This window comes from Mycobacterium sp. IS-3022 (assembly GCF_001500065.1).
Lineage (GTDB): Bacteria > Actinomycetota > Actinomycetes > Mycobacteriales > Mycobacteriaceae > Mycobacterium.
Genome location: NZ_LQIN01000004.1, coordinates 12,546 through 35,802, shown reverse-complemented (window position 1 = coordinate 35,802; position 23,257 = coordinate 12,546). Strand labels below are relative to the sequence as shown.

The following is a 23,257-nucleotide window of genomic DNA, read 5'->3' as shown; positions in this document are numbered from 1 at the left end:
GCGCGGTCAGTGCACCAGCAGAACGTGAGTCGGGGTCCTGCGAGTCACCTGCTCGCTGATGGACCCGATGAGTTGCGACATCCGGCCCGTGAGCTGGTGGTTGCCCATCACTATGAGGTCGGCACCCGTCTTGTCGGCGATTTTCAGCAGACCCTTCATCGGGTCGCCCGCCACGATTACGCGCTCGGCCACCCGAGCACCGAGCGCCCGGGCGTGGCGCTCCGCGTCGTTCAGCACGGACTCGATCGGGAAAGTGCCCTGCACCAAGTAGCTCTCGTCATCGAGGGCATTGATGGCGTTCTCCAACGTGGGTCGAAACAGCTGCTCGTAGGCTCCGAAGAGGATCAGATCGGCGTCAAAGTCGACGGAGAGCTTGGCCGCCCTGACCAGCGCGACCCTCGATCACGGGGTGTCATGCACGCCGACGAGGACCGTGCGGCGGTAACTTGACGGCCGCCTCCGCAGGCGGACGCGCCAGCGCTGGGTGGTGGTCTGCACGACGAAGACGTCGCACTCCGCCTCCCGGACGACCCCGCCCGGGACAGAGCCCAGCAATCGGCCACTCAGCGTTGCCAGCCCATGGCTACCCACCATGAGCACGGGTGCCTGGTGCTCCCGCACGGCGTTGACCAGCACTGTCACCGGATCGCCCGCGACCGCATGCGTCTCGGCGTTGTCAACTCCGAACGCCTCGCATATCTCCAGGGCGCGCTTGAGGGCCAATTCGGCCGGACCGGGACCGGCTTCCAGGTAGGAACCGCTTTCGTGCGGCCGACGCTCTCCGGCGCCGTAAGCAGCGACGAGGACGAGCCGAGCCGCCGTCTCGGTACTCAGTGACGCCGCGAGCTCAACGGTGCGGCGGCCGCTAGCGCTGTCGTGTACGCCGACAACGACCTTCTCGTATGTGGGCATCGTTCCGCCATTCCCTCGGACGTCGGCGGTCAGCAGCCGCTGTGCAGTGGCCGGTCTTGCTGGTATCGATGCTCCTCCGCGCGGTGCAACACCGCAACGAAATCGGCGAAACCGTCAATGCCTGGCAGACAAGTGAATTCGGCTGATTCGGTCCGATGCCGTCATCTTTGGAGACTGCGCGGGGCACGCGGCCGTGTAGTGCGGACTTCCATGCTTCCGGGTGGGCACGCCTGGCACTTGCGTAATGACCCAAGGCCGCGGTGCGCCAGTCACTTGATGATGCGAACCAGGTACGGCGCCATGTTGTTGGTGCGCACCGCCGAGACGGTGACAGCGGGCTCGGTGGCCTCCAGCATCTGTCCGTTGCCGAGGTACAGTGCGACGCTCTGATTCCCGTTGGGGCCGTAGAAGATCAGATCACCGGGCAGTGCTTCTGACGGCAACACCTTCTGGCCGACGGTGTACTGCGCGCCCGATGACCGCGGCAGCTTCACACCGATACCGGCAAACGAATAGACCATCAGACCGGATGCGTCGAAACCGACGGTGCTGACCGCCGGGTTGAGGCCGACGACGTGACCCTCGCGGTCGAGCCCGGCGACGTTTTCGGCCGTGCCACTACCCTTGGTCGGTCCGTTCGCATCTCCCCCGCCGTAGGAGAACGGAACCCCGCGCTGAGCCAGGCCGCGGGCGATGACCGAGTCAACCGCTTGCTGGTTGACCGCGGACCGTGGGGACGGTGCAGCGGCGGCCACCCCGGGGATGGTCGCCAACAGGGCGACACCGAGCACCAAGGCGTAGATGCGTCTCATGGTTCCTAGCTCTTTCTCGACTGCGCGCACACCGGTGGCGCTGTATCACTTGTACCGTCTGGACCACCGAAGATGCCAATTCGCGCCTGGCTCAAAGTCAATGAGATGCAGTACCGTAACCGAACAGTGATTACTCCCTTCCGATGCCCGCACTGGACCGGCGATGAGTGAACGCGTCGCGGTGGTCGGCGGCGGCATCCTCGGCGTGGCGGTGGCCCGCGAGATCCTGCGGCGCAGCCCGGACTGTGGGGTGACGCTGTTCGAGAAGGAGGACCGCCTCGCGACACACCAAACCGGACGCAACAGCGGGGTGGTGCACGCGGGTCTGTACTACCCACCCGGTTCGCAGAAGGCGGTGCTCTGTCGTCGGGGGGTGAAGCTACTCGAGGCGTTCTGCGCCGAACGCGGGATCCGCCGGATCGCTTGCGGCAAGGTGTTGGTGGCGCTCACCGACGAAGAACGGCTGCGGCTTGCCGACATCGAGCGGCGCGCACTGGCCAACGGCGTTCCGGGAGTGCGGATCATCGGCGCCGAGGAGCTGCACGAGCTCGAGCCCAATGTGCGCGGACTCGCCGCCCTGCACTCACCGTCGACCTCCATCGTCGACTACGCCGAGATGACAAGGGCACTTGCCGCCGATGCGATCGATGCAGGCGCGAAAGTACGCCTGCGACAAGAGATAACGGCGATGCGGCCGGGCAGTGCCGAAGTGATTGTCAGCGCACGGACAGCCGTCGGCCACGAGGAGGCCGCGTTCGACCGGGTCGTCGTGTGTGGCGGTCTGCAGAGTGACCGGCTGGCCCAGATGGCCGGTGACGGCTCGGATCCGGTGATCATGCCGTTCCGCGGCGAGTACTACGCGTTGAAACCACACCGGCGCGATCTCGTCAACGGATTGGTGTATCCCGTGCCCGACCAGCGCTATCCATTCCTCGGTGTCCACATCACCCCGCGGGTGGACGGTGAGGTGCTGATCGGACCCAACGCCGTGCTGGCACTGGCGCGTGAGGGCTACTCGTGGGGCACGGTGTCGATGCGGGATGCGGCTGAAATCGTGCGAACGCCTGCGTTCTGGCGGTTCGCCCGGCGGCATTGGCGCACGGGGATCCGCGAGGTGGCCGGTTCGTTGTCCAGGCGGCGGTTCATCACGGCCGCCAGGGCCTATGTACCCGCATTGCGTGACGACGACGTGGTGCCCGGCACCGCAGGTGTGCGGGCCCAGGCCCTCGACTCCGACGGCGGACTCGTCGACGATTTCCGGATCAGCGTCCGCGACCGCGTCGTGGTGCTACGCAATGCACCATCGCCCGCGGCCACGTCGGCGCTGGCGATCGCCGAGCACGTCGTCGCCACGCTCACCCCGGGCGAACAGCCCGGTAGTAGGTAAGCCTGCCGACGAAGCGATGCCGTTGAGTGTCGACCTCGTCGCAATCGAAGCCGACACTGCGCAACAGCCGCGGAATCGCGTCGCCGAGATTGCCCGCGACATGTGCGCTACGGAGCATGCGTCGTGCCGCCAGCCCGTCGTCGGCGGTCATGTCGCCTCCGACGTCGACGAGGTACAGTCTGCCGCCGGGCCGCAAGACGCGGAGGATCTCCCGTGCGGCTTCACTTTTCACATCCTCATCGAGATGGTGCCACATCATCGACGACAACACCCGGTCGAACTCGCCCTCGGCATACGGGAGCTTCTGGACGTAGCCGGGCTCGAACCGAATTCCCGTCAAGCCGCGGGCCTTTCGTTGAGCACGGCTAAGCGCTCGCGGGTCGGGATCGCAGCCGACGGCCGTCAGTGCCGGATAGCGGCGCTTCGCGCGGACACTGACATTTCCGGTCCCGCAACCGACTTCGAGCACAGACCGCGCGTCCGCGAGTTCGGACCGGCTGATCAGGGCGTCGTAGACCCTGTTCATGCCCAGTAATCGGGTCAGCAGGTCGTAGCCGGGCAGGAATGCATCGTGGCCCGCGGCGGGTAGATAGTCGTGTCGGTTACCCATGGCACCGGTGATGAAGTTTGGATGATTTTCGGTCATGCTTCCATCGTGAACGCCTGCAGCCTAAGTAAGTTAGGTGATTTTTGTAGAAACCAGGACTATCTTTCGTCATATGGCGCTGGCATCCCGGTTGGTCAGGCATCGAAGTGGCGTACCGATGTACCAGTATCCGACGGGTCCGGACGCACCCCCGGTCTCGGTGGTCCGCGCCGGCCGGGATGAGGTGCTCGAACGGGGCCGCCACATCCACGACTTTCCCGCCTTGTGGTACGTCGCCTCGGCCGGGCTCGTCTATGTCGCGGCGGCCGGTGCGGTGCTCGATCCGAGCAGGCTGGACCGCGCCGGCGGCGGTGTCGGAATCTTCTTCGACCCCGTGGCGCTGGGCGAGGACGGCGAGTCGCCGTGGCCGGCGTGGCGGGCGCATCCGCTGCTCTTTCCGTTCCTGCACAGTGAGTCCGGCGGCCTGCTCGAACTACGGCTGCCTGGCGCCCGCCGACCCGCCTGGGACGCCGCGATCGGGTCGATCGAAGCCGAGCTGACGGAGCGGAAGGACGGCTACCGGCAGGCCGCACTTGCCCACCTGACGCTGCTGCTGATCGACCTCGCCCGCCTCGCCGTCGACGTCGTCGGCGACTTGCGTCACAGCGGCGAACCCGTACTCGCCGAGGTGTTCGCGGTGATCGAGCGGCGGCACAACACGCCGCTGTCGCTGCGCGACGTGGCCGCCGAGATCGGGATGACGCCCGGCCACCTGACCACGTTGGTGCGCCGGCGCACCGGGCGCACCGTGCAGGAGTGGATCATCGAACGGCGCATGGCCGAGAGCCGCCGGCTGCTGGCCGATACCGACCTGTCGATCCAGGAGGTGGCGCGTCGGGTCGGGATAGCGGATCCCGGCTACTTCTCCAGGCAGTTCCGCCGGGTACACGGCACCTCACCGCGCATCTGGCGCGGTCGGCCCGGCTGATAACGGCAGCGTCAGCCAAGCGGTCGCCGTAGGGTGAATTCATGGCCATCATCGAAACGGACGCCGCGCCTCAGACCCCGTTCGAGCAGGAGGTCGCTGCCACGCAGCGGTACTTCGACAGCCCGAGATTCGACGGGATCACCCGCCTGTACTCGGCCCGCCAAGTCGCTGAACAACGCGGCACGATCCCCTCCGACTACATCGTCGCCCGTGAAGCCGCCACCGCGTTCTACGCGCGCCTTCGCGAACTGTTCGCGCAGAAGAAGAGCATCACCACGTTCGGCCCCTACTCACCCGGGCAGGCCGTCACGATGAAACGCATGGGCATCGAGGGTATCTACCTCGGTGGCTGGGCGACGTCGGCCAAAGGGTCCACGACCGAGGACCCTGGGCCCGACCTGGCGAGCTACCCCCTCAGCCAGGTGCCCGAGGAGGCCGCCGGTCTGGTCCGTGCGCTGCTCACCGCCGACCGCAACCAGCAGTACCTGCGGCTGCAGATGTCGGACAAGCAGCGCGAGGCGACGCCTGCCGTCGACTTCCGCCCGTTCATCATCGCCGACGCCGACACCGGCCACGGCGGGGATCCGCACGTGCGCAACTTGATTCGCCGCTTTGTGGAGGCCGGGGTGCCCGGCTACCACATCGAGGACCAGCGCCCGGGCACGAAGAAGTGTGGCCACCAGGGTGGCAAGGTGCTCGTGCCGTCCGACGAGCAGATCAAACGGCTCAACACCGCGCGTTTCCAACTCGACATCATGAAGGTGCCGGGCATCATCGTGGCCCGCACGGATGCCGAGGCGGCCAACCTCATCGACAGCCGCGCCGACGAGCGCGACCAGCCGTTCCTGCTTGGCGTGACGAATCTGAAGGTGCCGTCGTACAAGTCCTGCTATCTGGCGATGATGCGTCGCTTCTACGAGGCGGGGGTCAGCGAGCTCAACGGCCATCTGCTCTATGCGATGCCCGAGGGTGAGTACGCGACCGCCAACGCGTGGCTGGACCGCCACGGCATCGGCGACGCGGTTACCGAGGCGGCCTCGGCGTACCACGACCGCCCGGACGGCGCGATCGACGAGATCTTCGACGAGGTCGAGTCGAAGTGCGTCGACGCCTGGCAGGTCGATGCCGGGCTGATGACCTACGGGGAGGCCGTGGCCGAGCTACTCGAGTTCCGCGAGAGTGAAGGCGAACAACTCGATATGAGTGTGACCGAGTGGCGCGATTTCGCCCGGCTCGCGCCGTTGTACACCGCGCGCGAGAAGGCCCGGGAGCTCGGCGCGGCGGTCGGTTGGGATTGCGAACTCGCCAAGACCCCGGAGGGCTACTACCAGGTCCGCGGCGGCATTCCGTACGCGATCGCCAAGTCGCTCGCCGCGGCGCCGTTCGCCGACATCCTGTGGATGGAAACCAAGACCGCCGACCTCGCCGACGCACGCGAGTTCGCCGAGGCAGTCCACGCCGTGTTCCCCGACCAGATGTTGGCCTACAACCTGTCCCCCTCCTTCAACTGGGACACCACCGGCATGACCGACGACGAGATGCGAGCGTTCCCAGTGGAACTCGGGAAGATGGGTTTCGTCTTCAACTTCATCACCTACGGCGGACACCAGGTCGACGGCGTTGCATCCGAGGAGTTCGCCACCGCGCTGCGACAGGACGGCATGCTCGCGCTGGCGCGCCTGCAGCGCAAGATGCGACTGGTCGAATCTCCGTACCGCACACCGCAAACGCTCGTCGGCGGCCCGCGAAGCGATGCTGCACTGGCCGCGTCGTCGGGCCGCCTGGCGACCACCAAGGCGATGGGCAAAGGCTCGACCCAGCATCAGCATCTGGTGCAGACCGAGGTGCCGAAGAAGCTGCTCGAGGAGTGGCTGGCGCTATGGGGCGAGCACTACAAACTCGATGAGAAGCTGCGCGTCCAGCTACGGCCGACGCGGCCCGGATCGGACGTGCTCGAACTCGGGATCTACGGCGAACGTGACGGCGAGGACGAGAAGCTCGCCAACGTGATTGTCGACCCGATCAAGGACCGGCACGGCCGCAGCATCCTGACGGTGCGTGACCAGAACACCTTCGCCGAGAAGCTGCGCCAGAAGCGGCTGATGAGCGTCGTGCACCTATGGCTGATTCACCGGTTCAAGGCCGAGATCGTCTACTACGTCACGCCGACCGAGGACAACATCTATCAAACCGAGAAGATGAAATCGCACGGCATCTTCAGCGACGTCTACCAGGAGGTCGGCGAGATCATCGTGGCCGACGTCAACCAACCGAGAATCGAGGAACTGCTGGCCCCCGACCGGGAGGCACTGGGCCGGTTGATCCGCAAGGAGGACTGACGCTCACGAGGACCCGGTGCCGTCCGAGGAAGACGCGTCCGAATCGCTTCCGCCGGTCGCTCCGTCCGTCGTTCCGCCTGTTGTTCCTGCGGTCGTTCCGCTGGTAGCTGTTCCGGCCGTCATCCCGCCCGTGGGGGTACCGGCCGTGGTCGCATCGGTCCCGGTTGTGGTTTCCGTAACAGGCTCGGGCGTCGGCGAACTCGTCGGTGTTGCAGCACCGCTCGTCGCGGATGCCGACGATGTCGGCTCCTCGGTTGCGGTGTCCGTCGGCGCTATCGCTTCAGCGATTTCGCTCGATTCCGTGGCCGGTGTGCTCGGGGGCGCAGTGGGTGCAGACGGTGACGGCGACAGTGCCGCCGTCGTGCTGGGGGCGGTGGTCGGTTCAGGGGTGGTTTGGGTCAGCGACGGGAATGTGCCGGGCTGGTCCCGCTCGACGATCCACATGATCTGTTCGGTGTACTCGGCGAGCTCGCCATCGATCTTGTTCGGATCCACGTTGCCGGCCGCAATCTGGTCACCGTAAGCGGCGATGTCCTGCCACAGTTCATCGAGCTCGGCCTTGGCCTCCGGCGACAGATCCTCGTCGAGGGTGACGAACAACTGGCGCGCGAGGGCGTACGTCATGCAGTTGACGCACTCGTAGTTGAGTGCACCGGCAAGATTCTGTGGAACGGCCACGTTGTCATTGGTCTCGTCCTGATCGATGACGAACACCACCTGATAAGCGACCGCTATCGCCGCGCAGTTCTCACACGAAGCGTAGGCGTGCGCCTCGTTCACGTTCATCGCGTATTCCTCGTCGGTCGCCCAGACGAGAGCGAACGCGGCGTCATACACCACGGTGCCGTCGGTGGTGTTCACCGCGAGCGCTTGGTTGTTGGCGTCACCAGGCTCAGGTGCGACGGGCTTGTCGAACGGGAACACCCATCCCTGATCGGGTTGCGGTGCCGGCGCGGCGACGAAGTACCCGCCGTACCCGCCGCCGTTGGCCGCCGATACCGGTTGTCGGGGCACCAAGATCACCGCGAGTTGCGGTGACCTGACGGTTGGCGTTGGTGTGCGGGTGTCCCACAGCGCTGGCATGACTCCACGTTGACCCGGCGTCAACGCGCGTGTTGCCGCCACCGGTTGCGGCGTTTCCTGGACGGTTCGCGACGGCGAATCCCCCAACGGCTCAACGTGCAAGGCGTAGAAGATGTCGCTCAGCGTGCCACGCTCGGACGCGTCGATCGGCCGGTAGTTGTCGGCCTGCGGCCACCACGCATACGCGATGCCGGCCAACGCGACCGCCCCGACGAGGCCGGCGAGCAGCCGCCGCAGCGGTCTACCCGCTGTGCCCTGCCACGCGGTGACGACGATTCGCCGAGCCATCCGGGCCAGTAGACAGATCAGCCCCGCCATCGGGATGACGATCGCGATGATCGCCAGCACGCGCGCGACCGCCTGCACCGGGTCACCATCGGTCCACGCGGTGGCCAACACGTCCTGCTGCTTGTTCAGTCCGGCCCACGCCGAACCGATCAACCGGGGCAGCGCGAGGACGGCCAACGTGATCATGCCGAGCAACAGCGGGACCACAACGATGACCCATCCGGTCACCACGATGCGGGCCCACCACTTCAACTCGCGCGCTTGCGGATCGCCCCAGCGCCACGGCAGCATCCCGAGCAGTGTCGGCTTCATCCGGCCGTAGAGATCGGGCACGCCGGTGAGGTCAGCCAGCACGTGATAGCCGTCGAATCGGACAAGTGGGGTGAGCTGGCGGATCATCTGGATGATCTGTGTTGCCACCACGAGGAGCAGCGCGTCATACCCGAGCCACAGCCAAAGAGACGTGATGCCAACGGCGACAATGGCATTGAAATAGAGCCCACCGAGGTCGGTGCGCAACCGCCCAGCCCGACCGAGACGGTAGGAGTCGGTGACATCGGTGTAGAAGGCCGGCCATACCAGATAGAGGCCGAAGCCCATGACGCCGGGAGTCGCGCCGCCATATCGCGCCGCCGCCGCGTGCCCGAACTCGTGGAAACCCGCCGACAAGACGGTCACCACGAACACCAGGATGAGTAGTCCCGGGCGTTCGAAGGCGTCGTAGGCAGCGGCGGCCAGACCCTTGCGGAACGACACCCACCAGCACACGACCAGAAACGCCGTCAGAACGGGCACGACCACCCACGGGCGGAACAGGAAGCGGAACGGGTCGGTGAAGCGCCGGGTCTGGTCGGGCTCGGTCACGGCGCGCTTCAGCCGCAGACCGAGCAATGGATCGCGTTTCTTCAGTCGGGGTTCGGTGCCGTCGATATGGCGCAACAGACCGAGGGGCCGCAGCCTGCGGTCGACCAGGTTGCGGACGTTGTCCTCGGTGACGGTGCGCCCGCTCGACTTCGTCACGGCGGCCGCCACCTCGGAAGTGGTACGGGCGCCGTCGATCTGGCGCAGCACTCCATAGAGCAGCGGTGTCAGCTGGATCGTCTGGCCGTCGCCCCGGCGGACCAACGCCGGCGGCACCCGGTACCCGGATCCCGCCATCGCGCCGATCAACTCCACACCGTCCGCGCGATGCAGGATGGCGGCTTCGCCGGTACCCGCCCGCTCGGCTGTGACCGTCATCGCGGCAACCCGAAATCAGTGGCTTCGGCAGGTCCGTCAGTCCGCGGAACCGCCGCTGCCGCCGGACGTACCTCCGCCACCCGTGCTTCCGCCGCTGGCGCCGGACGTACCTCCGCCACCCGTGCTTCCGCCGCTGCTGGTGCCACCGGCGCTGGCGGAACCGCCGCTGCTGGTCGACCCGCTCGAACCACTGCTGGCACCGCCCGTCGCGGCGCTGTCGCCGCCCGGCGACGGGGCCGCCGTGCTCGTCTCACCAGTCGCCGTGCCACCGGTATCGGGTTGCGTCGTGCCCTGCGAGATCTCAGAGATCTGCTCCGCTCCCGCATAGGTTTCGCCGGTCAACTCCTGGCTGATGACCGCGTCCTGATACGAAATCGCATCCGCCTCGGAGTCGACCGACAGCACATTCGCCGACACCGCGGCGCTGATCGGCGCGGCCACGTTCGCGTTCGCCGCCACCGCGCCGGCGATCGGCGCCGCCAGGTCGGTGTCGAGGTCGACGTTGACGTTGACGTTGAGCAGCGGGCCCTCCAGCGTCGCCAGATCTCCGACTTCCACCGTGCCACCGTCATCCGGAGGCGGCGGGACCGGATCGCCGTCGGCCACATCGGCCTGGTCGATCCCGCTGTCCTGAGTCGAGATCGCCGTCGCATTGGCGTCGATGATCTGGTTCACGGAAACCTGCTGATCGACGAGGGCGCCGGCGGTGGAGTTCTCCGACATGACGTTCGCGCCCGCCGCGGCGTCGATCGGGGCCGCCACGTTGAGTTGCGCTGCGACGGCAAGGTCGATCGGCGAAGCTACGTCGAGGAACACGTCCACGTCGACGTTGAGGTCGAGAATCGAGACGACCTCTTTGTCGGGAAGCACGGTGGCCACCTCGGCTTCGAGTTCTTCTGGCGTCAGTCCCTGGCTACTCATGATGCTCTCCCGTGTGCGCCACCCGACGTTGCTGGCGACGAGTGATCTGGCCAACATTGATGTGGGGTGGCGTACCCAGCCGGAGCCATGATCAACAAAATTCCTCAGAAAATGCTTAGAAAAGTTCCGTTTACGCAGCTAGATAGACGACAGCCTAATTAACTCCAACGAAAGTCTCGCCCGGTGATACGGGCTGGCACCTGCGCCAATCTGTCGCCGGCGTACAAGTAGGCTTTGCTGAACGCAGTGAAGGCGTTTTCCCGAAGGGCCCAGCCAGGAGCGGAAAGTTTCCGGGGCAACCGGTGGGTGGCGGCTCAGCTGCCCGGCGGTGACCAGTGCACGACCTTCATCACGGTCATCTCGTCGAGCAGTTCGGGTCCGAAGCCGAACCCGTTGCCACTCGCGCGGCGCGGTTGCGACGCCCCGCCGGGTGCGCCCCCGAAGACGTCGTTGATCTTGACGGTGCCGACCGGCAACGCCCGCCACGCCTCCTGCGCGTGGGCCATGTCGGGGGTCAGCACGGTGGCAGCCAACCCGTAGCGATCGTCGGCGGCTTCGCGTAGCGCGGTCTCGAAGTCGGGTACGACCCGCACCGGCGCCACTGGGCCGAACGTCTCCTCCCGAAACACCCGCATGTCCGGTGTGCAGTCGGTCAGCACCGTGGGAGGGTAGAACGCGCCCGGGCCCGGTCGTGGTTCGCCGCCGATCAAAGCGCGCGCGCCGTTGGCGACGGCGTCGTCGACGTGATCCTGGACCACCGCACGCTGCTGCCGATCGACCATCGGCCCGATCCGGTCCTCCCATCCGCGCGCTTCGTCGACCAAAGCGTCGAGGAAGGCGTCGGCCATCGAGCCGACCACGAAAACCCGTTCGACCGATACGCAGATCTGCCCGGCGTTCGCGTACGCGCCCAGCGCGGTCTGCTCGGCCGCCCACCGCGGATCCACTCCGGCGTCGACGATCAACGCGTCGTTGCCTCCGTTCTCGAGCACCGTCTTTGCGCCGCGCTCCGCGCACGCCCGCGCGATCGCCCGGCCGACCGCACTGCTGCCCACATGTGCCACCACGTCGACGTCCTGCGCCGAGGAAAGCTGGGCACCGACGGCTCCGTCGCCGTCGAGGATTTCCAGCACACCGGCGGGAAGGTGTTCGGCCAGCAGCTCGGCGAACCGTCGGCCGGTTGCCGGGCACCGATCACTTGGCTTGTGCACCACCGTGTTTCCGGTCACCAGCGCCGCGCCGAGCAGGCCGGCCGCCACGGCTACCGGATCGTTCCACGGGGTCAGCACCGCCACGACACCGCGTGGCTCGGGAACCATCAGGTCGGTCGCGGCCCACGACCCGTGCAAGCTGCGTCCACGGTGCACCGGACCGAGTTCGGCGTACTGCACCAACGTGCCCGCGCCGGCGTCGACTCCGCCCAACGCGTCGTCTCGCAGCTTGCCGGTCTCGCGTTCGTTGAGCTCGGCCAGTTCGGCTGCCGCTTCGCGGACCACAGCGGCCGCCTTCGTCAGCGCCCCGGCCCGTTCTGCCGCGGGGGTGCGCGCCCACGCCGGCGCCGCCTTGCGGGCTCGCGCTACGGCTTCGGCACAGGCTGCGGGGTCGGTGATCGGAATCCGGGTCACCATGTCGCCGGTACGCGGGTCCAGAACAGTCAAATCCATGGTTTCAGACACCGAAGGGTGTTACCCGCTTCCCACACGGTCAACCGCCGTGCGGCCCAAGCCCTTGGCTCACCCTCTCACGCGTAGAGCTCCTCGAACTTGCGGATGGATCGGTCGATATCGCCCTTGACCGCCCGCGCGGCCGCCGAGCCGATCGGCCCGAACAGCGGCGCTCCGCCGAGGTTGAGGCTGAGAGTGAAGGCGCTGCCCTTCTTCGTCGGAGCCACGGTCATCGTCAGCCCATACCTGGTGCCGCCCACGCCGTTTCCGGTCACCTCGATGAGCTGGGGCGGGTCGAACTTCTTGATGGTCCAGGTGACCCTGTTGCGCAGGCCCTTCGCGCCGGCCACCCCGACGATCGTGGTGCCTACCGACAGTTCGTCGGGCAACTCGCTTCGCCAGCCCTCGTGCATCACCAGCCAGTCACCCAGCGAGTTGAGGTCGGAGACGTGTTCCCACGCGTCCTGTGGGCTCAACGCCAATTCGCGCGACAACTCGAGTTTCGCCATCTTGGGATGCTATCCAGCTCAGCTCGGCGCGGGCAGGCTCAGCACCAGCCGCGCGCCGCCCAGCGGGCTGGTTTCCATCGTCGCGGTTCCGCCGTGTAGCTCGGCCTGCTGGGCCACCAGCGCCAAGCCCAGCCCCGAACCGGAGCGCGCCGCGGTCGAGCCGCGCGAGAACCGTTCGAATACCGCTGCCCGTTCGCCCTCCGGTATCCCCGAGCCGTTGTCGTCGATGGTGATTCTCACCCCTTCCCCGGAACTGTCCGCGCCGAGCTGGATCTCGGTGGCACTGCCGTGCTTGATCGCATTGGTTATCGCATTGTCGACGACGAGCCGCAGCCCGGCCGGCAAGCCCAACATGAGCACCGTCGTCGACGAAGCCAGCGACACCCGCAGACCGGGATAGTTGCGCATCGCGTCGTGCGCGGCCCGGTCCAGCAGCTCGGTGATGTCGACGGGGACGAAGTCGTCGATGGTGGTCAGCTCGCCTTGGGCCAGGCGCTCGAGCGCGGTAAGCGTCGCCTCGATGCGGCTCTGCGTGCGCATCACGTCGGCGATCACCTCCTGGCGCTGCTCGTCGCGCATCTGCAACGTGGACAGCACCTCGAGATTGGTGCGCATCGCGGTCAGCGGGGTGCGAAGTTCATGCGACGCCACCGCGGCGAAGTCGCGCGCCGATTCCAGCGCGGCCCTGGTGCGTTGCTGTTCATCGCCGATACGAGCGAGCATCCCTTCGACCGCCTCGGCGATCTCGACGGCCTCCTGCACGCCGCGCACCTGAACCTCCTCAGGTTTCGACTGCGCGTTGATCGCGCGCGCCTGCTGGGCGAGCAGGCGGAACGGGTTGATCATGATCGACCACATCACCCAGCCGACGAGTACGGTGCCCACGATCACGCCGCCGCAGATCAGCAGCACCCGGCGGTGCAACTCGTCGATGCGGCGCTGGGTCTCGGCCAGCGGCGCGCCGATTGCGATCAATGCGTCACCGGCGGCGAATGTCCGCACCCGGTATTCGACGCCGTCGATGGTCGTGTCGGCGTAGCCGATGTCGAACTTCGGCAACACGATGTCCTCGGGTATGGAGACGGTGACGCCGTCAACCCGCGCGGTGCGCACCAGCCCGCCGTCCGGGATGGGCGGGTCGATGTCGGCCTGCTGGGCGGTGCGTAGCAGCGTGCTGATGTCGCCCAGGCTGCTGACCGAGTCGAGGCGGCGGTCCAGTTGGCTGTACTGGTCGTTGGTGACGCCGAACCACACCCATGCGCCAAGGGTGATCACCAGCGCCACCACCGACAGCGCCGCCACGATGACGATGATCCGCAGCGACAACACCCGCGTCAGCAGCTGGTACAGGCGTCCGCCGGGGCGCATCAGATGCCGCGCGGCAGTTGCGCACCGATGAGCGGCGCGATCTTCTCGGCCATATAGGTGTGGCCCGCGTCGGTGGGGTGGACGCCGTCGGAGCCGATCAGCTCGGGCCTGTCGACGAACCAGCGCGCGGCGATCGGGTCGATGAACGTCGCACCCGCCAGGTCGGCCTGGTAGGCGAGGGTGTCGCGGATGCGCGTCACCTCAGCGGGGACGTCTGCTGTCGGCCACGGCGGCCCGATCACCAGAAGCCGCGCCGCCGGCGCGATCCGTCGCGCCAATTGGAATGTGCCGTAGATGAGGATCGACAGCTGGGTGGGATCGACACGTTGATCGTTGCGCGAACCGAAGAACACCACGAGCGTGTCGTCGGGCTTCACCGTGGCGGCGGTCAGATCCTCGAACAGGCTGCCGCGGTTACCGCGGGTGCCGTAGCCGGCTCCGCCTTCGGCGCCGACGTCGGCCGTGGTGGCGACCCCTTGTCGAGCCAGGATCTGCCACGCCTGCGTCGGCCATCCTTTCGCGTCGAGCCCGCCTTCGTCGCTGCCCGTGGTGTACGAGTCGCCGATCACCGCGATGCGGTTGACCGTGAAGTTGAGCTCGACGATCTCTTTGTCGCGCAGCGGTTCCCGATGCTGGCATCCCGCGACGACCAAGAGTGCGATCGACAGCACGATCGTCACCACGCGCCTCACCGCTCCAGCGTAGGGCTGCGACGAGGACAACACCGCAGCGACTCGCGTGGTCATCCGGCGCGGGCCGAAAACACCTCTGCTCGTTCGCGTGGGTGCGACACGGTGTGCAACTTGCCAGGGGTATCCGAACGCGTGGGGGCGCTCATCATGCCGCGCATCCATTTCCGGGCAGGCTCCTCGACGAAGTGGTACAGCATGACCGCGCCGATCAGCGCGGTGCCGAGCAAGGCAACCATTATCAACTTGCCCGTGAGGTCCGGCGACAGTTGTAGCTCGAATTGCGCGACCATCCAGTTCCAGGTGGTGTGCACCAGTTCATGGACCATGTAGAGGCTGAACGACACGTGTCCCAGGTACACGAGCGGCCGCAGCGACAGCAACCAGGGCAGGGTTCCCGACCCGATGGCGAGCGTGAACAGCAAGGGCACGAACAGCACATCGACCAGGCCCGCGCTGTCGGGGACCTTGGGCAGCGGGTGGGCGTCGAGCAGGTAGAGGATGGCGACGATCGCACCGCCCAGCAGAACTGCGGCGTACCCCGCCGCACGCCGGGTCCGGTCGCTGGGCTGCAGCTTGCGGACCGCGGCACACACCAGCGCACCGGCGGTGAACTGCATGACGATCCGCGGCAGCCAACTCCACGGTGTGTAGAACAGCCCGGTCGCCAGCAGCAGCAGGATCGGCGGCATGGTGGCGACGAAGGCCAGCGCGATCAAGCCCCGGGCCCGCGTCGCTCGCGCGATCCGGAAGATCACCAGGATCAGCGCGCCGAACAGCAGATAGGCGAGCCATTCGGCGCTGATCGACCAGGCCGGCCCGTCCCAGCTGGAACCGTCGAAGAACGGCACGAACCACAGCTGGATCATCAGCGCCTGGCGGATGTAGTTGGTGGCGGTCAGAGTGTCGGCCGCCGGCGACGGCACGTGGCCGATGTGCAGGGTGAAGATGATCCACAGGGCGGCCAGATGCATCGTCACCAGGTAGACCGGCCACACGCGGGCCAGCCGCAACCAGAGAAAACGCGCGGTGACCCGCCACGAAAACGACGGCCCCATGCGATCGAGATAGTTCCACGTGAGCACGAACCCGCTGAGCATGAAGAACAGGTCCACGCCCTGCGCACCGCAGTTGAGCAACGGCGCGAGCGCCGACCGGAAGCCCGGCACCGACTCCTCTAAAAGAGGCCGGAAGTGGAACAGCACCACCCAAATGGCGGCGACGATGCGCAGGCCGGAAAGGGCTCTGATTTCGCCGGTGCGCACAACACTCTCTTCGCGGAAGTCCGTAGCTTCTCGTTCGGGTCTGGGCTGATGTCAGTCGCCGGGTGGTCCACCTCCCCCTGACCACAGACGGGTCCCGACCCGGCAGCTTCGGAACAGTACCAGCCGCGCCGGTATCCGGAACAAGCGCGGAAACCCCGGGACACGGCCTCTGCGACATCGAAAAACGTTGTCGACGAGGCACTTCGGTCGCTGCAGCAACGGTCCTGTCCGAATTTGCGACACGCCGCAGAGTCCCGCGCCTAATCAAGTCTTGACTCATTCCAGATAACGCGGCATATTGGCAGCGTGCCTTCGACGCCCGACTACGCGGAACGGCTGCGCGCGGCCGACCTTCGCGTTACCCGCCCGCGACTCGCGGTGCTGGAGGCGGTCTACGGCAATCCCCACGCCGACACCGAAACGATCTTCGGCGCGGTGCGCCTCGCTCTCCCGGACGTCTCGCGGCAGGCCGTTTATGACGTGCTCGCGGCGCTGACCAGCGCCGGGTTGGTGCGTCGGATTCAGCCCTCCGGTTCGCTCGCCCGGTATGAGTCACGCGTCGGCGACAACCATCACCACGTCGTGTGCCGGTCGTGCGGTGTCATCGCCGACATCGACTGTGCCGTCGGCGAAGCGCCCTGCTTGACCCCGTCGGACCCCGACGGCGCGCTGGACGGCTTCGTGCTCGATGAGGCCGAGGTCATCTACTGGGGCCTGTGCCCGGACTGCTCGGCATCGCAAGTTTCCGGATCACGACCGTGATCGCAGCCCAAACAACCGATCGGAAGGAACGCTGTGTCTGATACCTCTGACGCTCGCCCGCCTCACGCCGACTCCAAGACGGCCAGCCACAGTGAGAGCGAGAACCCGGTTATCGATTCGCCGAAGCCGAAGACGCACGCTCCGTTGACGAACCGAGACTGGTGGCCCGAACAGGTCGACGTGTCGGTGCTGCACAAGCAGAACGAGAAGGGCAACCCGCTCGGCCAGGACTTCGACTACGCCGAGGAGTTCAAGAAACTCGACCTCGAGGCGTTCAAGCGGGACGTCGTCGAGTTGATCAACACTTCGCAGGATTGGTGGCCGGCCGACTACGGCAGCTATGCCGGGTTGTTCGTTCGCATGAGCTGGCACGCCGCGGGCACGTACCGCATCTTCGACGGTCGCGGCGGCGCCGGACAGGGTGCCCAGCGTTTCGCCCCGCTCAACAGCTGGCCGGACAACGCGAGCCTGGACAAGGCCCGCCGGTTGCTGTGGCCGATCAAGCAGAAGTACGGCAACAAGATCTCCTGGGCGGACCTGATCGCGTACGCCGGAAACGCCGCACTGGAGCAGTCGGGCTTCAAGACGATGGGTTTCGCGTTCGGCCGCGAGGACATCTGGGAGCCCGAGGAGATGCTGTGGGGCCAGGAGGACACCTGGCTGGGCACCGACAAGCGCTACGGCGGGACCAACGAAAGTGACCGCCAGTTGGCCGAGCCCTATGGCGCGACCACGATGGGCCTGATCTACGTCAACCCGGAAGGCCCGGAAGGCAAGCCGGATCCGCTGGCCGCTGCGCACGACATCCGCGAGACGTTCGGCCGGATGGCGATGAACGACGAGGAGACCGCCGCGCTGATCGTCGGTGGTCACACGCTGGGCAAGACCCACGGCGCAGGTTCGGACGAAGGCATGGGGCCCGAGCCCGAGGGTGCCCCGATCGAACAGATGGGATTGGGCTGGAAGTGCCCGTTCGGCTCCGGCAAGGCAGGCGACACCGTCACCAGCGGCCTCGAGGTGGTCTGGACCCCGACTCCGACCAAGTGGGACAACAGTTACCTGCAGACCCTGTACGGCTACGAGTACGAGCTGACCAAGAGCCCCGCCGGCGCCTGGCAGTTCGAGGCCAAGGATGCCGAGGCGATCATTCCCGATCCGTTCGGCGGCCCGCCGCGCAAGCCGACCATGTTGGTCACCGACCTCTCGATGCGGGAGGACCCGATCTACGGCGAGATCACCCGCCGCTGGCTCGACCATCCCGAGGAGATGGACGAGGCCTTCGCCAAGGCGTGGTTCAAGCTGATGCATCGCGACATGGGCCCGATCAGCCGCTACCTCGGGCCGTGGATTCCCGAGCCGCAGCTCTGGCAGGACCCGGTTCCGCCGGTGGATCACGAACTGGTCGACGAGCAGGACATCGCCCAGCTCAAGTCGAAGCTGCTCGACTCCGGCCTGACGGTGCAGCAGTTGGTGAAGACGGCATGGTCGTCGGCATCGAGCTTCCGCGGCACCGACAAGCGGGGCGGCGCCAACGGCGCACGGATTCGGCTGGAGCCGCAGAAGAACTGGGAGGCCAACGAGCCGGCCGAACTGGCTCAGGTGCTGCCGGTGCTCGAGCGCATCCAACAGGAGTTCAACTCCTCGGCCAGCGGCGGCAAGAAGATCTCGCTGGCCGACGTGATCGTGCTGGGTGGTTCGGCGGCGATCGAAAAGGCCGCGCGCGACGGCGGTTTCGAGATCGATGTGCACTTCGCGCCGGGTCGGACCGACGCCTCGCAGGAGGACACCGACGTGGAGTCGTTCGCGGTGCTCGAACCGCGGGCGGATGGGTTCCGTAACTTCGTGCGGCCGGGCGAGAAGAATCCGTTGGAGCAGCTGCTGGTCGAGCGGGCGTACATGCTCGACCTGACGGCTCCCGAGTTGGCGGTGCTCATCGGCGGACTGCGGGTGCTCAACGTCAACCACGGCGGCAGCAAGCACGGCGTGTTCACCGACAGGCCGGGCGTGCTGAGCAACGACTTCTTCGTGAACCTGGTCGATATGAGCACGGAGTGGAAGCCGTCGGAGACGGCCGAGAACGTCTACGAGGGCCGGGACCGTTCCTCCGGGGCGGCAAAGTGGACCGCCACGGCCAACGACCTGGTGTTCGGTTCGAACTCGGTGCTTCGTGGCATCGCCGAGGTCTACGCGCAGGACGACAGCAAGGAGAAGTTCGTCGAGGACTTCGTCGCCGCCTGGGTAAAGGTCATGAACAACGATCGGTTCGAACTGGACTGATCGCAATCGACGACGCGCGGCACCCCGCGGGCTCACCGAGTTCGCGGGGCTGCCGTGCTGTCTAAGCCGTTCCTGCTGCTGTCGATCCGCGGCGAGGACGAAGCCGCCGACGAGGAATACCGGGCGATGATGCGCTTCGCCGGCCTCGACACTTGCGGGATGCGGCGCATCCGGTTGACCCACGAGTCGTTGGGCCAAATCGACCTAGCCGACTGGTCCGGCATCATCCTCGGCGGCGGCCCGTACAACGTCAGCGACACGGCCGAGTCGAAGTCGGCGACGCAGCGGCGGGTCGAGTCCGAGTTGCTGGAGCTCATCGGCCGCATCGTGGACCGTGATTTCCCCTTCCTCGGCTGCTGTTACGGCGTCGGCACTCTCGGCACTGTCATCGGCGCGACGGTGGACCGGACACACCCGGAACCCGTCGGTGGGCTCACCGTGACCGTGACGCCCGCGGGCCGCGATGACGAGTTGTTCGCCGAGGTGCCCGACGTCTTCGACGCTTTCGGCGGGCACCGGGAGGGTGCGACCACGCTTCCGCCGGACGCGGTGCGGCTCGCCTCGTCGCGGGACTGCCCGGTGCAGGCGTTCCGGGTCGGGCGGCACGTGTACGCCACGCAGTTTCACCCCGAACTGGATCTCGACGGCATGCTCACTCGCATCGACGTCTACAAGAACCACGGCTACTTTCCGCCCGAGTCTGCCGAATCGCTGAAAACGGCTGCCCGCCAGTGGGATGTCCGATATCCGCGCACCATCCTCAAACGATTCGTCGACAGGTATGCGCGTCGGCGGTGACAGGCACGATTGCCCTCGGGGTTATCGGGGCACTCCGTAGTCCGTGCACACCGTCGAGTACTCCCCCGGCCGGTCCGCCGACGTCTTCGGCGACGCGTCCCAACCGACAGTCCTGATGTGGCACGGCGCACAGACCGATTCGCGCGCCGCGATGCGACCGCTGGCCGAACGCTTGCACGAGCATGGCCCGGCCGTCGTGCTCGCCGACTGGGACTCGCACGCCGACGACCGCGGCCGGGCGGACCTGCTGGCGTCGGCCGGCTATGCGCGGGAACGCGCCGGCGGCGATCCGTTGGTACTTGTCGGCTGGTCGATGGGTGGGCTGGCGGCGGCCGGGCTGGCGATCCATGCTCGACAGTTCGGTGTGACCCACACCGTCTGTCTCGCAGGGGCATTCATGGTTACCGACCCGATTTCCGGTGTCCGGCTGCCGAAGCAGTTGAGCGGGGACCCGGTGCCGTTCACGCTGTTGCACGGCGAGCACGACGACGTCATACCTCCCGAGGTGAGTCGCGAGTTCGCCGAGACGCTCTCGCGGAACGGCTGGCCGGTGGACTATGCGGTGGTAGCGGCGGATCACGGCTCGATCGCGGGCGCGACCTATGCCCCGGCGGCAGACCGTTATCACCCGGCTTCCGATCCGACGACGCTCGAGGTTGCGGCCGACGTGGCGGTCCGGATCGCCGCCACGCTCTGATCACTCCGCGGTGTCGATGCGATGCGCCCATCGCAGGTGGCCGCCGCCCATGTCGGCGCACACGAACGCCACGCCATCGGAGCCTTGAGCGGAGAGATTGCGCTCCGGGCAGTCCATCGCGACGTTGTGTATCCCGACCAGTGGACCCGCGGGCGTCCAGACTCCGATCCTGTTGCAGACGAACGTCGAGCCGGTGGGTCCGAGCCCGTAATTGAAGTACTTGCCGGGCGCACAAGGCGCTCCCTCTACGACGTTGCGCTCTACATTGGGCACGCAGTCAGCGGAATAGCAGACCGCGGAGGCATTGGGCGCGAACATGATCGACGCGGCGACAGCCGCTGATGCCGCCAAGATCGCCGTGCCAGCGGTGTGTGAGCGCGCCATCTGTTGATGGTGGCACCTGGCTTCGAAGTTCGGGGAGAAATGACTTGACCTCAACGTTAGTTGAGGTCGCAGGATCTTGTCATGGCTACTTCAACGACGCAGGAAATGCTTCAACTACGCGAAGACCTATGGCAGACCCGGACGGACACGCCTCTTCCGGGACTCACCACGCACGCCTACCTGTGGCGTGGTCCGCGCGGCAACGTGCTGTTCTACAGCCCCGCCACGGAAGCGGACTTCGACGCGATCGACGCGCTCGGTGGTGTCGGTGCACAGTACCTTTCGCACCTGGACGAGGCGGGCCCCAACCTGGCGCGGATCGAGAAGCGGTTCGGCCGCCGACTGCACGCACCGGAAGCTGAGATCGACGCCATCGCAAAACACGGCCGCGTCGACGTGCCCATCGGTACCACGCGCCACGTCGACGACAACAGCGTCGAGGTGCTTCCCACGCCAGGTCATTCGCCCGGCAGCACCTGCTACCTAGTGACGGGCGTCGGCGGGGAGAAGTATTTGTTCACCGGCGACACCATGTTTCCCACCGCGGACGGCACTTGGGGCACGTTCCTGGTTCCCGGTCGCGGCGACGCCGGCCAGCTCCGGGAAAGCGTGACGCTGTTGGGCACTGTGCAGCCTGACATCGTGATCTCCAGCGCCTTCGGCGGAGACGCCGGATTCGAAGTCGTGGACGCCCGACGCTGGTCGGAGATCATTGACCAGGCGCTGGCGAGCGTGCCGTCCTAAGAGCCTGCTGAATTAGGTAGTGCACCAGGAACACGCTTAACCGTTTGATTACACCCACCAGCAGTTGCGTGCGATCAACCGGCTAAGCGTCCTCGAACCACCGCGACGGCTTGTGTGTGCCGTATTCGTCGTGCCAGTCCCACCATTCGTAGGGTGGGGTCTGCGGATAGTCCTCCGGCGAGTCCTCCCAATCCTCTTGGCGCCCCAATGCGGTCATGTCGAGGTAGCTCCAAGTCGTGACAAACGCCTCGTCGCCACGGTCGTTGATGAAGTACGTGCGGAAGATGCGATCGCCGTCACGAATGAACGCGTTGTGACCGTGCCACTCGTCTACGCCGAAGTCCTTGTCGAAAGCTCCGTCCTTTCCGGGGAGGAAGGTGTACCACGGGATGTGCTCCCAGCCCATCCGTGCCTTCAGTCGTGCGATGTCTGCCTGCGGCGCCGGTGAGGCGTAGACGAGCGTGGTGTCGCGGGCGTTGAGATGGGCGAGGTTGGGGACGTGGTCGGCCATCAAGGAGCAGCCGCAGCAGGCGTGATCGGGCCACCCTTGATCGGCGGGCCCGTGGAAAACTTCGGGCCCGAAGAACGCCCGGTAGACGATCAGCTGTCGGCGGCCTTGGAACAGATCTAGGAGACTCGCTTTGCCATCGGGCCCCTCGAAGACGTACTCCTTCTCGACAGGCATCCAGGGCATCCGCCGGCGCTGTGCGGCCAGCGCGTCGTGGGCGCGGGTCAACGCCTTTTCCTTGACGAGCATTTCCTTCAGAGCAGCGTCCCATTCCGGCGCCGAGACGATCGGTGGTGTTTTCATTCTTCCTGTCTTCCTTCCTATTTCGGCGTTAGATCATCGGAACGACCGGCTTCCAGTCGTGACCATTGGGCGATCGGACGTCCGTTACTGCGCATTGGTTGGCCATCCTCGGCGAGCGGGAATAGTGGCCAGCCCGGTGGCGAGTCCTCCCACGCCTCCTGCCGTCCGTACACGGTGAGATCCATGAGTGCGAGGCTGTAGTCCATGGCTTCTACGCCGCGGTAGTTCGTCCAATATGTCTCGAAGACACGTTCGCCCACGCGGAGATAACACACGAGGTGCATCAGGCCTTGTTGCCGCCCGACGAGCAAGGTGTCCAGCGAGTCTTGCGCCGAATACCACGGCATGTCCCAGCCCATGAAGTCGCGGTAGCGGCGGCTTTCGTCGTAGGGACCCTGACAGAAAACCGCGTAGGTGATGTCGCGGGAATGGAGATAGGACAACTCCGCAACGTGCGTGGTGCACCAGGTGCAGCCCTCGCATTGCTCGGATGCCGGATGGCCTGGATACCACATGAAGTAGTACGCGATCAGTTGGCTGCGCCCCTCGAATGCGTCGAGCACGGTGACCTGTCCTTGGGGACCGATCAAGGGTGTCGTGGCATCGATTTCGACCATCGGTAGACGCCGGCGGGCCGCCGCGATCGCGTCGCCTTTCCGGGTGTGTTCCTTCTCCCGGATTCGGAGCGCGTCGATTTCCGCTTGCCACGTCGCCCGGTCGGTGATGGCAGGCAT

At 66.4% G+C, this 23,257-nt stretch carries 22 protein-coding genes; 8 read left to right on the top strand and 14 right to left on the bottom strand.

Annotated features, from left to right (window positions below):
- Positions 1–6 precede the first annotated feature (6 nt).
- From AU188_RS05175 to ripD, 3 genes are all read right to left on the bottom strand, one after another.
- Positions 7–390, bottom strand: a complete 384-nt coding sequence (locus AU188_RS05175) for a universal stress protein (protein WP_082686497.1) — start codon at positions 388–390, stop codon at positions 7–9.
- A 12-nt stretch (positions 391–402) separates the two neighbouring features.
- Positions 403–912, bottom strand: coding sequence for a universal stress protein (locus tag AU188_RS05170; protein ID WP_059162669.1), 510 nt, complete (start codon positions 910–912; stop codon positions 403–405).
- 269 nt (positions 913–1,181) lie between these two features.
- Positions 1,182–1,724 (bottom strand): NlpC/P60 family peptidoglycan-binding protein RipD, encoded by a 543-nt coding sequence (gene ripD, locus AU188_RS05165; protein ID WP_059162668.1) that lies wholly within the window; start codon positions 1,722–1,724, stop codon positions 1,182–1,184.
- A 163-nt stretch (positions 1,725–1,887) separates the two neighbouring features.
- On the opposite strand from ripD, the gene lhgD reads away from it, so the two are divergent.
- Complete coding sequence (gene lhgD / locus AU188_RS05160) at positions 1,888–3,111, top strand: L-2-hydroxyglutarate dehydrogenase (protein ID WP_059162667.1); 1,224 nt, start codon at positions 1,888–1,890, stop codon at positions 3,109–3,111.
- Here the strand turns inward: lhgD and AU188_RS05155 are convergent.
- Complete coding sequence (locus AU188_RS05155; protein WP_059162666.1) at positions 3,080–3,757, bottom strand: class I SAM-dependent methyltransferase; 678 nt, start codon at positions 3,755–3,757, stop codon at positions 3,080–3,082. The genes lhgD and AU188_RS05155 overlap by 32 nt on opposite strands.
- Positions 3,758–3,830: 73 nt before the next feature.
- Between AU188_RS05155 and AU188_RS05150 the strand changes: the two genes are divergently transcribed.
- Both AU188_RS05150 and aceA read left to right on the top strand, forming a co-directional pair.
- On the top strand, positions 3,831–4,685 hold the full coding sequence (locus AU188_RS05150) for a helix-turn-helix transcriptional regulator (RefSeq protein ID WP_059162665.1): 855 nt from the start codon (positions 3,831–3,833) through the stop codon (positions 4,683–4,685).
- Positions 4,686–4,726: 41 nt separating this feature from the next.
- On the top strand, positions 4,727–7,024 hold the full coding sequence (gene aceA, locus AU188_RS05145; protein ID WP_059162664.1) for an isocitrate lyase ICL2: 2,298 nt from the start codon (positions 4,727–4,729) through the stop codon (positions 7,022–7,024).
- A gap of 3 nt (positions 7,025–7,027) precedes the next feature.
- Here the strand turns inward: aceA and AU188_RS05140 are convergent, their stop codons facing one another.
- From AU188_RS05140 to AU188_RS05110, 7 genes are all read right to left on the bottom strand, one after another.
- On the bottom strand, positions 7,028–9,634 hold the full coding sequence (locus AU188_RS05140; protein ID WP_059162663.1) for a zinc metalloprotease: 2,607 nt from the start codon (positions 9,632–9,634) through the stop codon (positions 7,028–7,030).
- A 36-nt stretch (positions 9,635–9,670) separates the two neighbouring features.
- The gene (locus AU188_RS05135) at positions 9,671–10,555 is read right to left on the bottom strand and encodes a hypothetical protein (RefSeq protein ID WP_059162784.1); all 885 of its coding nucleotides are present in this window, start codon (positions 10,553–10,555) and stop codon (positions 9,671–9,673) included.
- Between the two features lie 314 nt (positions 10,556–10,869).
- Entirely contained in the window at positions 10,870–12,219 is a 1,350-nt protein-coding gene (locus AU188_RS05130) for an aldehyde dehydrogenase family protein (RefSeq protein ID WP_172799401.1), read from the bottom strand.
- Between the two features lie 77 nt (positions 12,220–12,296).
- Complete coding sequence (locus tag AU188_RS05125) at positions 12,297–12,728, bottom strand: type II toxin-antitoxin system Rv0910 family toxin (RefSeq protein ID WP_059162662.1); 432 nt, start codon at positions 12,726–12,728, stop codon at positions 12,297–12,299.
- An 18-nt stretch (positions 12,729–12,746) separates the two neighbouring features.
- On the bottom strand, positions 12,747–14,096 hold the full coding sequence (locus AU188_RS05120) for a sensor histidine kinase (protein WP_059162661.1): 1,350 nt from the start codon (positions 14,094–14,096) through the stop codon (positions 12,747–12,749).
- Positions 14,096–14,788, bottom strand: a complete 693-nt coding sequence (locus AU188_RS05115) for an Rv0518 family GDSL lipase (RefSeq protein ID WP_059162782.1) — start codon at positions 14,786–14,788, stop codon at positions 14,096–14,098. Before AU188_RS05115 ends, AU188_RS05120 begins: the two co-directional genes overlap by 1 nt.
- A gap of 50 nt (positions 14,789–14,838) precedes the next feature.
- Complete coding sequence (locus AU188_RS05110) at positions 14,839–16,050, bottom strand: acyltransferase family protein (protein ID WP_059162660.1); 1,212 nt, start codon at positions 16,048–16,050, stop codon at positions 14,839–14,841.
- Between the two features lie 306 nt (positions 16,051–16,356).
- Here AU188_RS05110 and AU188_RS05105 point away from each other — a divergent pair, with 306 nt between their 5' ends.
- The 4 genes from AU188_RS05105 to AU188_RS05090 are packed head-to-tail and all read left to right on the top strand — an operon-like array spanning position 16,357 to position 20,584.
- Positions 16,357–16,812, top strand: a complete 456-nt coding sequence (locus AU188_RS05105) for a Fur family transcriptional regulator (protein ID WP_059162659.1) — start codon at positions 16,357–16,359, stop codon at positions 16,810–16,812.
- Positions 16,813–16,845: 33 nt separating this feature from the next.
- Positions 16,846–19,089: a catalase/peroxidase HPI gene (gene katG / locus AU188_RS05100; protein ID WP_059162658.1), complete on the top strand. Its 2,244-nt coding sequence runs from the start codon at positions 16,846–16,848 to the stop codon at positions 19,087–19,089.
- 54 nt (positions 19,090–19,143) lie between these two features.
- Complete coding sequence (locus AU188_RS05095; RefSeq protein ID WP_059162657.1) at positions 19,144–19,887, top strand: glutamine amidotransferase; 744 nt, start codon at positions 19,144–19,146, stop codon at positions 19,885–19,887.
- Between the two features lie 43 nt (positions 19,888–19,930).
- A complete protein-coding gene (locus AU188_RS05090) occupies positions 19,931–20,584 on the top strand; it encodes an alpha/beta hydrolase family protein (RefSeq protein WP_059162656.1) in 654 nt (217 codons plus the stop codon).
- On the opposite strand, the gene AU188_RS05085 is transcribed toward AU188_RS05090, so the two are convergent.
- Positions 20,585–20,968, bottom strand: coding sequence for a hypothetical protein (locus AU188_RS05085; protein ID WP_059162655.1), 384 nt, complete (start codon positions 20,966–20,968; stop codon positions 20,585–20,587).
- Positions 20,969–21,049: 81 nt separating this feature from the next.
- Here AU188_RS05085 and AU188_RS05080 point away from each other — a divergent pair, with 81 nt between their 5' ends.
- Positions 21,050–21,712 (top strand): MBL fold metallo-hydrolase, encoded by a 663-nt coding sequence (locus AU188_RS05080; RefSeq protein ID WP_082686495.1) that lies wholly within the window; start codon positions 21,050–21,052, stop codon positions 21,710–21,712.
- A gap of 82 nt (positions 21,713–21,794) precedes the next feature.
- On the opposite strand, the gene AU188_RS05075 is transcribed toward AU188_RS05080, so the two are convergent.
- Together AU188_RS05075 and AU188_RS05070 are read right to left on the bottom strand one after the other, a co-directional pair.
- Entirely contained in the window at positions 21,795–22,523 is a 729-nt protein-coding gene (locus tag AU188_RS05075; protein WP_059162653.1) for a DUF899 domain-containing protein, read from the bottom strand.
- Between the two features lie 17 nt (positions 22,524–22,540).
- On the bottom strand, positions 22,541–23,257 hold the full coding sequence (locus AU188_RS05070; protein WP_353612109.1) for a DUF899 family protein: 717 nt from the start codon (positions 23,255–23,257) through the stop codon (positions 22,541–22,543).

Coding starts and splice junctions, on each gene's coding strand:
- AU188_RS05170 (WP_059162669.1), bottom strand. CDS start 912: ATGCCCACATACGAGAAGGTCGTTGTCGGCGTACACGACAGCGCTAGC.
- ripD (WP_059162668.1), bottom strand. CDS start 1,724: ATGAGACGCATCTACGCCTTGGTGCTCGGTGTCGCCCTGTTGGCGACC.
- lhgD (WP_059162667.1), top strand. CDS start 1,888: ATGAGTGAACGCGTCGCGGTGGTCGGCGGCGGCATCCTCGGCGTGGCG.
- AU188_RS05155 (WP_059162666.1), bottom strand. CDS start 3,757: ATGACCGAAAATCATCCAAACTTCATCACCGGTGCCATGGGTAACCGA.
- AU188_RS05150 (WP_059162665.1), top strand. CDS start 3,831: ATGGCGCTGGCATCCCGGTTGGTCAGGCATCGAAGTGGCGTACCGATG.
- aceA (WP_059162664.1), top strand. CDS start 4,727: ATGGCCATCATCGAAACGGACGCCGCGCCTCAGACCCCGTTCGAGCAG.
- AU188_RS05140 (WP_059162663.1), bottom strand. CDS start 9,634: ATGACGGTCACAGCCGAGCGGGCGGGTACCGGCGAAGCCGCCATCCTG.
- AU188_RS05135 (WP_059162784.1), bottom strand. CDS start 10,555: ATGAGTAGCCAGGGACTGACGCCAGAAGAACTCGAAGCCGAGGTGGCC.
- AU188_RS05130 (WP_172799401.1), bottom strand. CDS start 12,219: ATGGATTTGACTGTTCTGGACCCGCGTACCGGCGACATGGTGACCCGG.
- AU188_RS05125 (WP_059162662.1), bottom strand. CDS start 12,728: ATGGCGAAACTCGAGTTGTCGCGCGAATTGGCGTTGAGCCCACAGGAC.
- AU188_RS05120 (WP_059162661.1), bottom strand. CDS start 14,096: ATGCGCCCCGGCGGACGCCTGTACCAGCTGCTGACGCGGGTGTTGTCG.
- AU188_RS05085 (WP_059162655.1), bottom strand. CDS start 20,968: ATGGCGCGCTCACACACCGCTGGCACGGCGATCTTGGCGGCATCAGCG.
- AU188_RS05080 (WP_082686495.1), top strand. CDS start 21,050: ATGGCTACTTCAACGACGCAGGAAATGCTTCAACTACGCGAAGACCTA.
- AU188_RS05075 (WP_059162653.1), bottom strand. CDS start 22,523: ATGAAAACACCACCGATCGTCTCGGCGCCGGAATGGGACGCTGCTCTG.
- AU188_RS05070 (WP_353612109.1), bottom strand. CDS start 23,257: ATGCCTGCCATCACCGACCGGGCGACGTGGCAAGCGGAAATCGACGCG.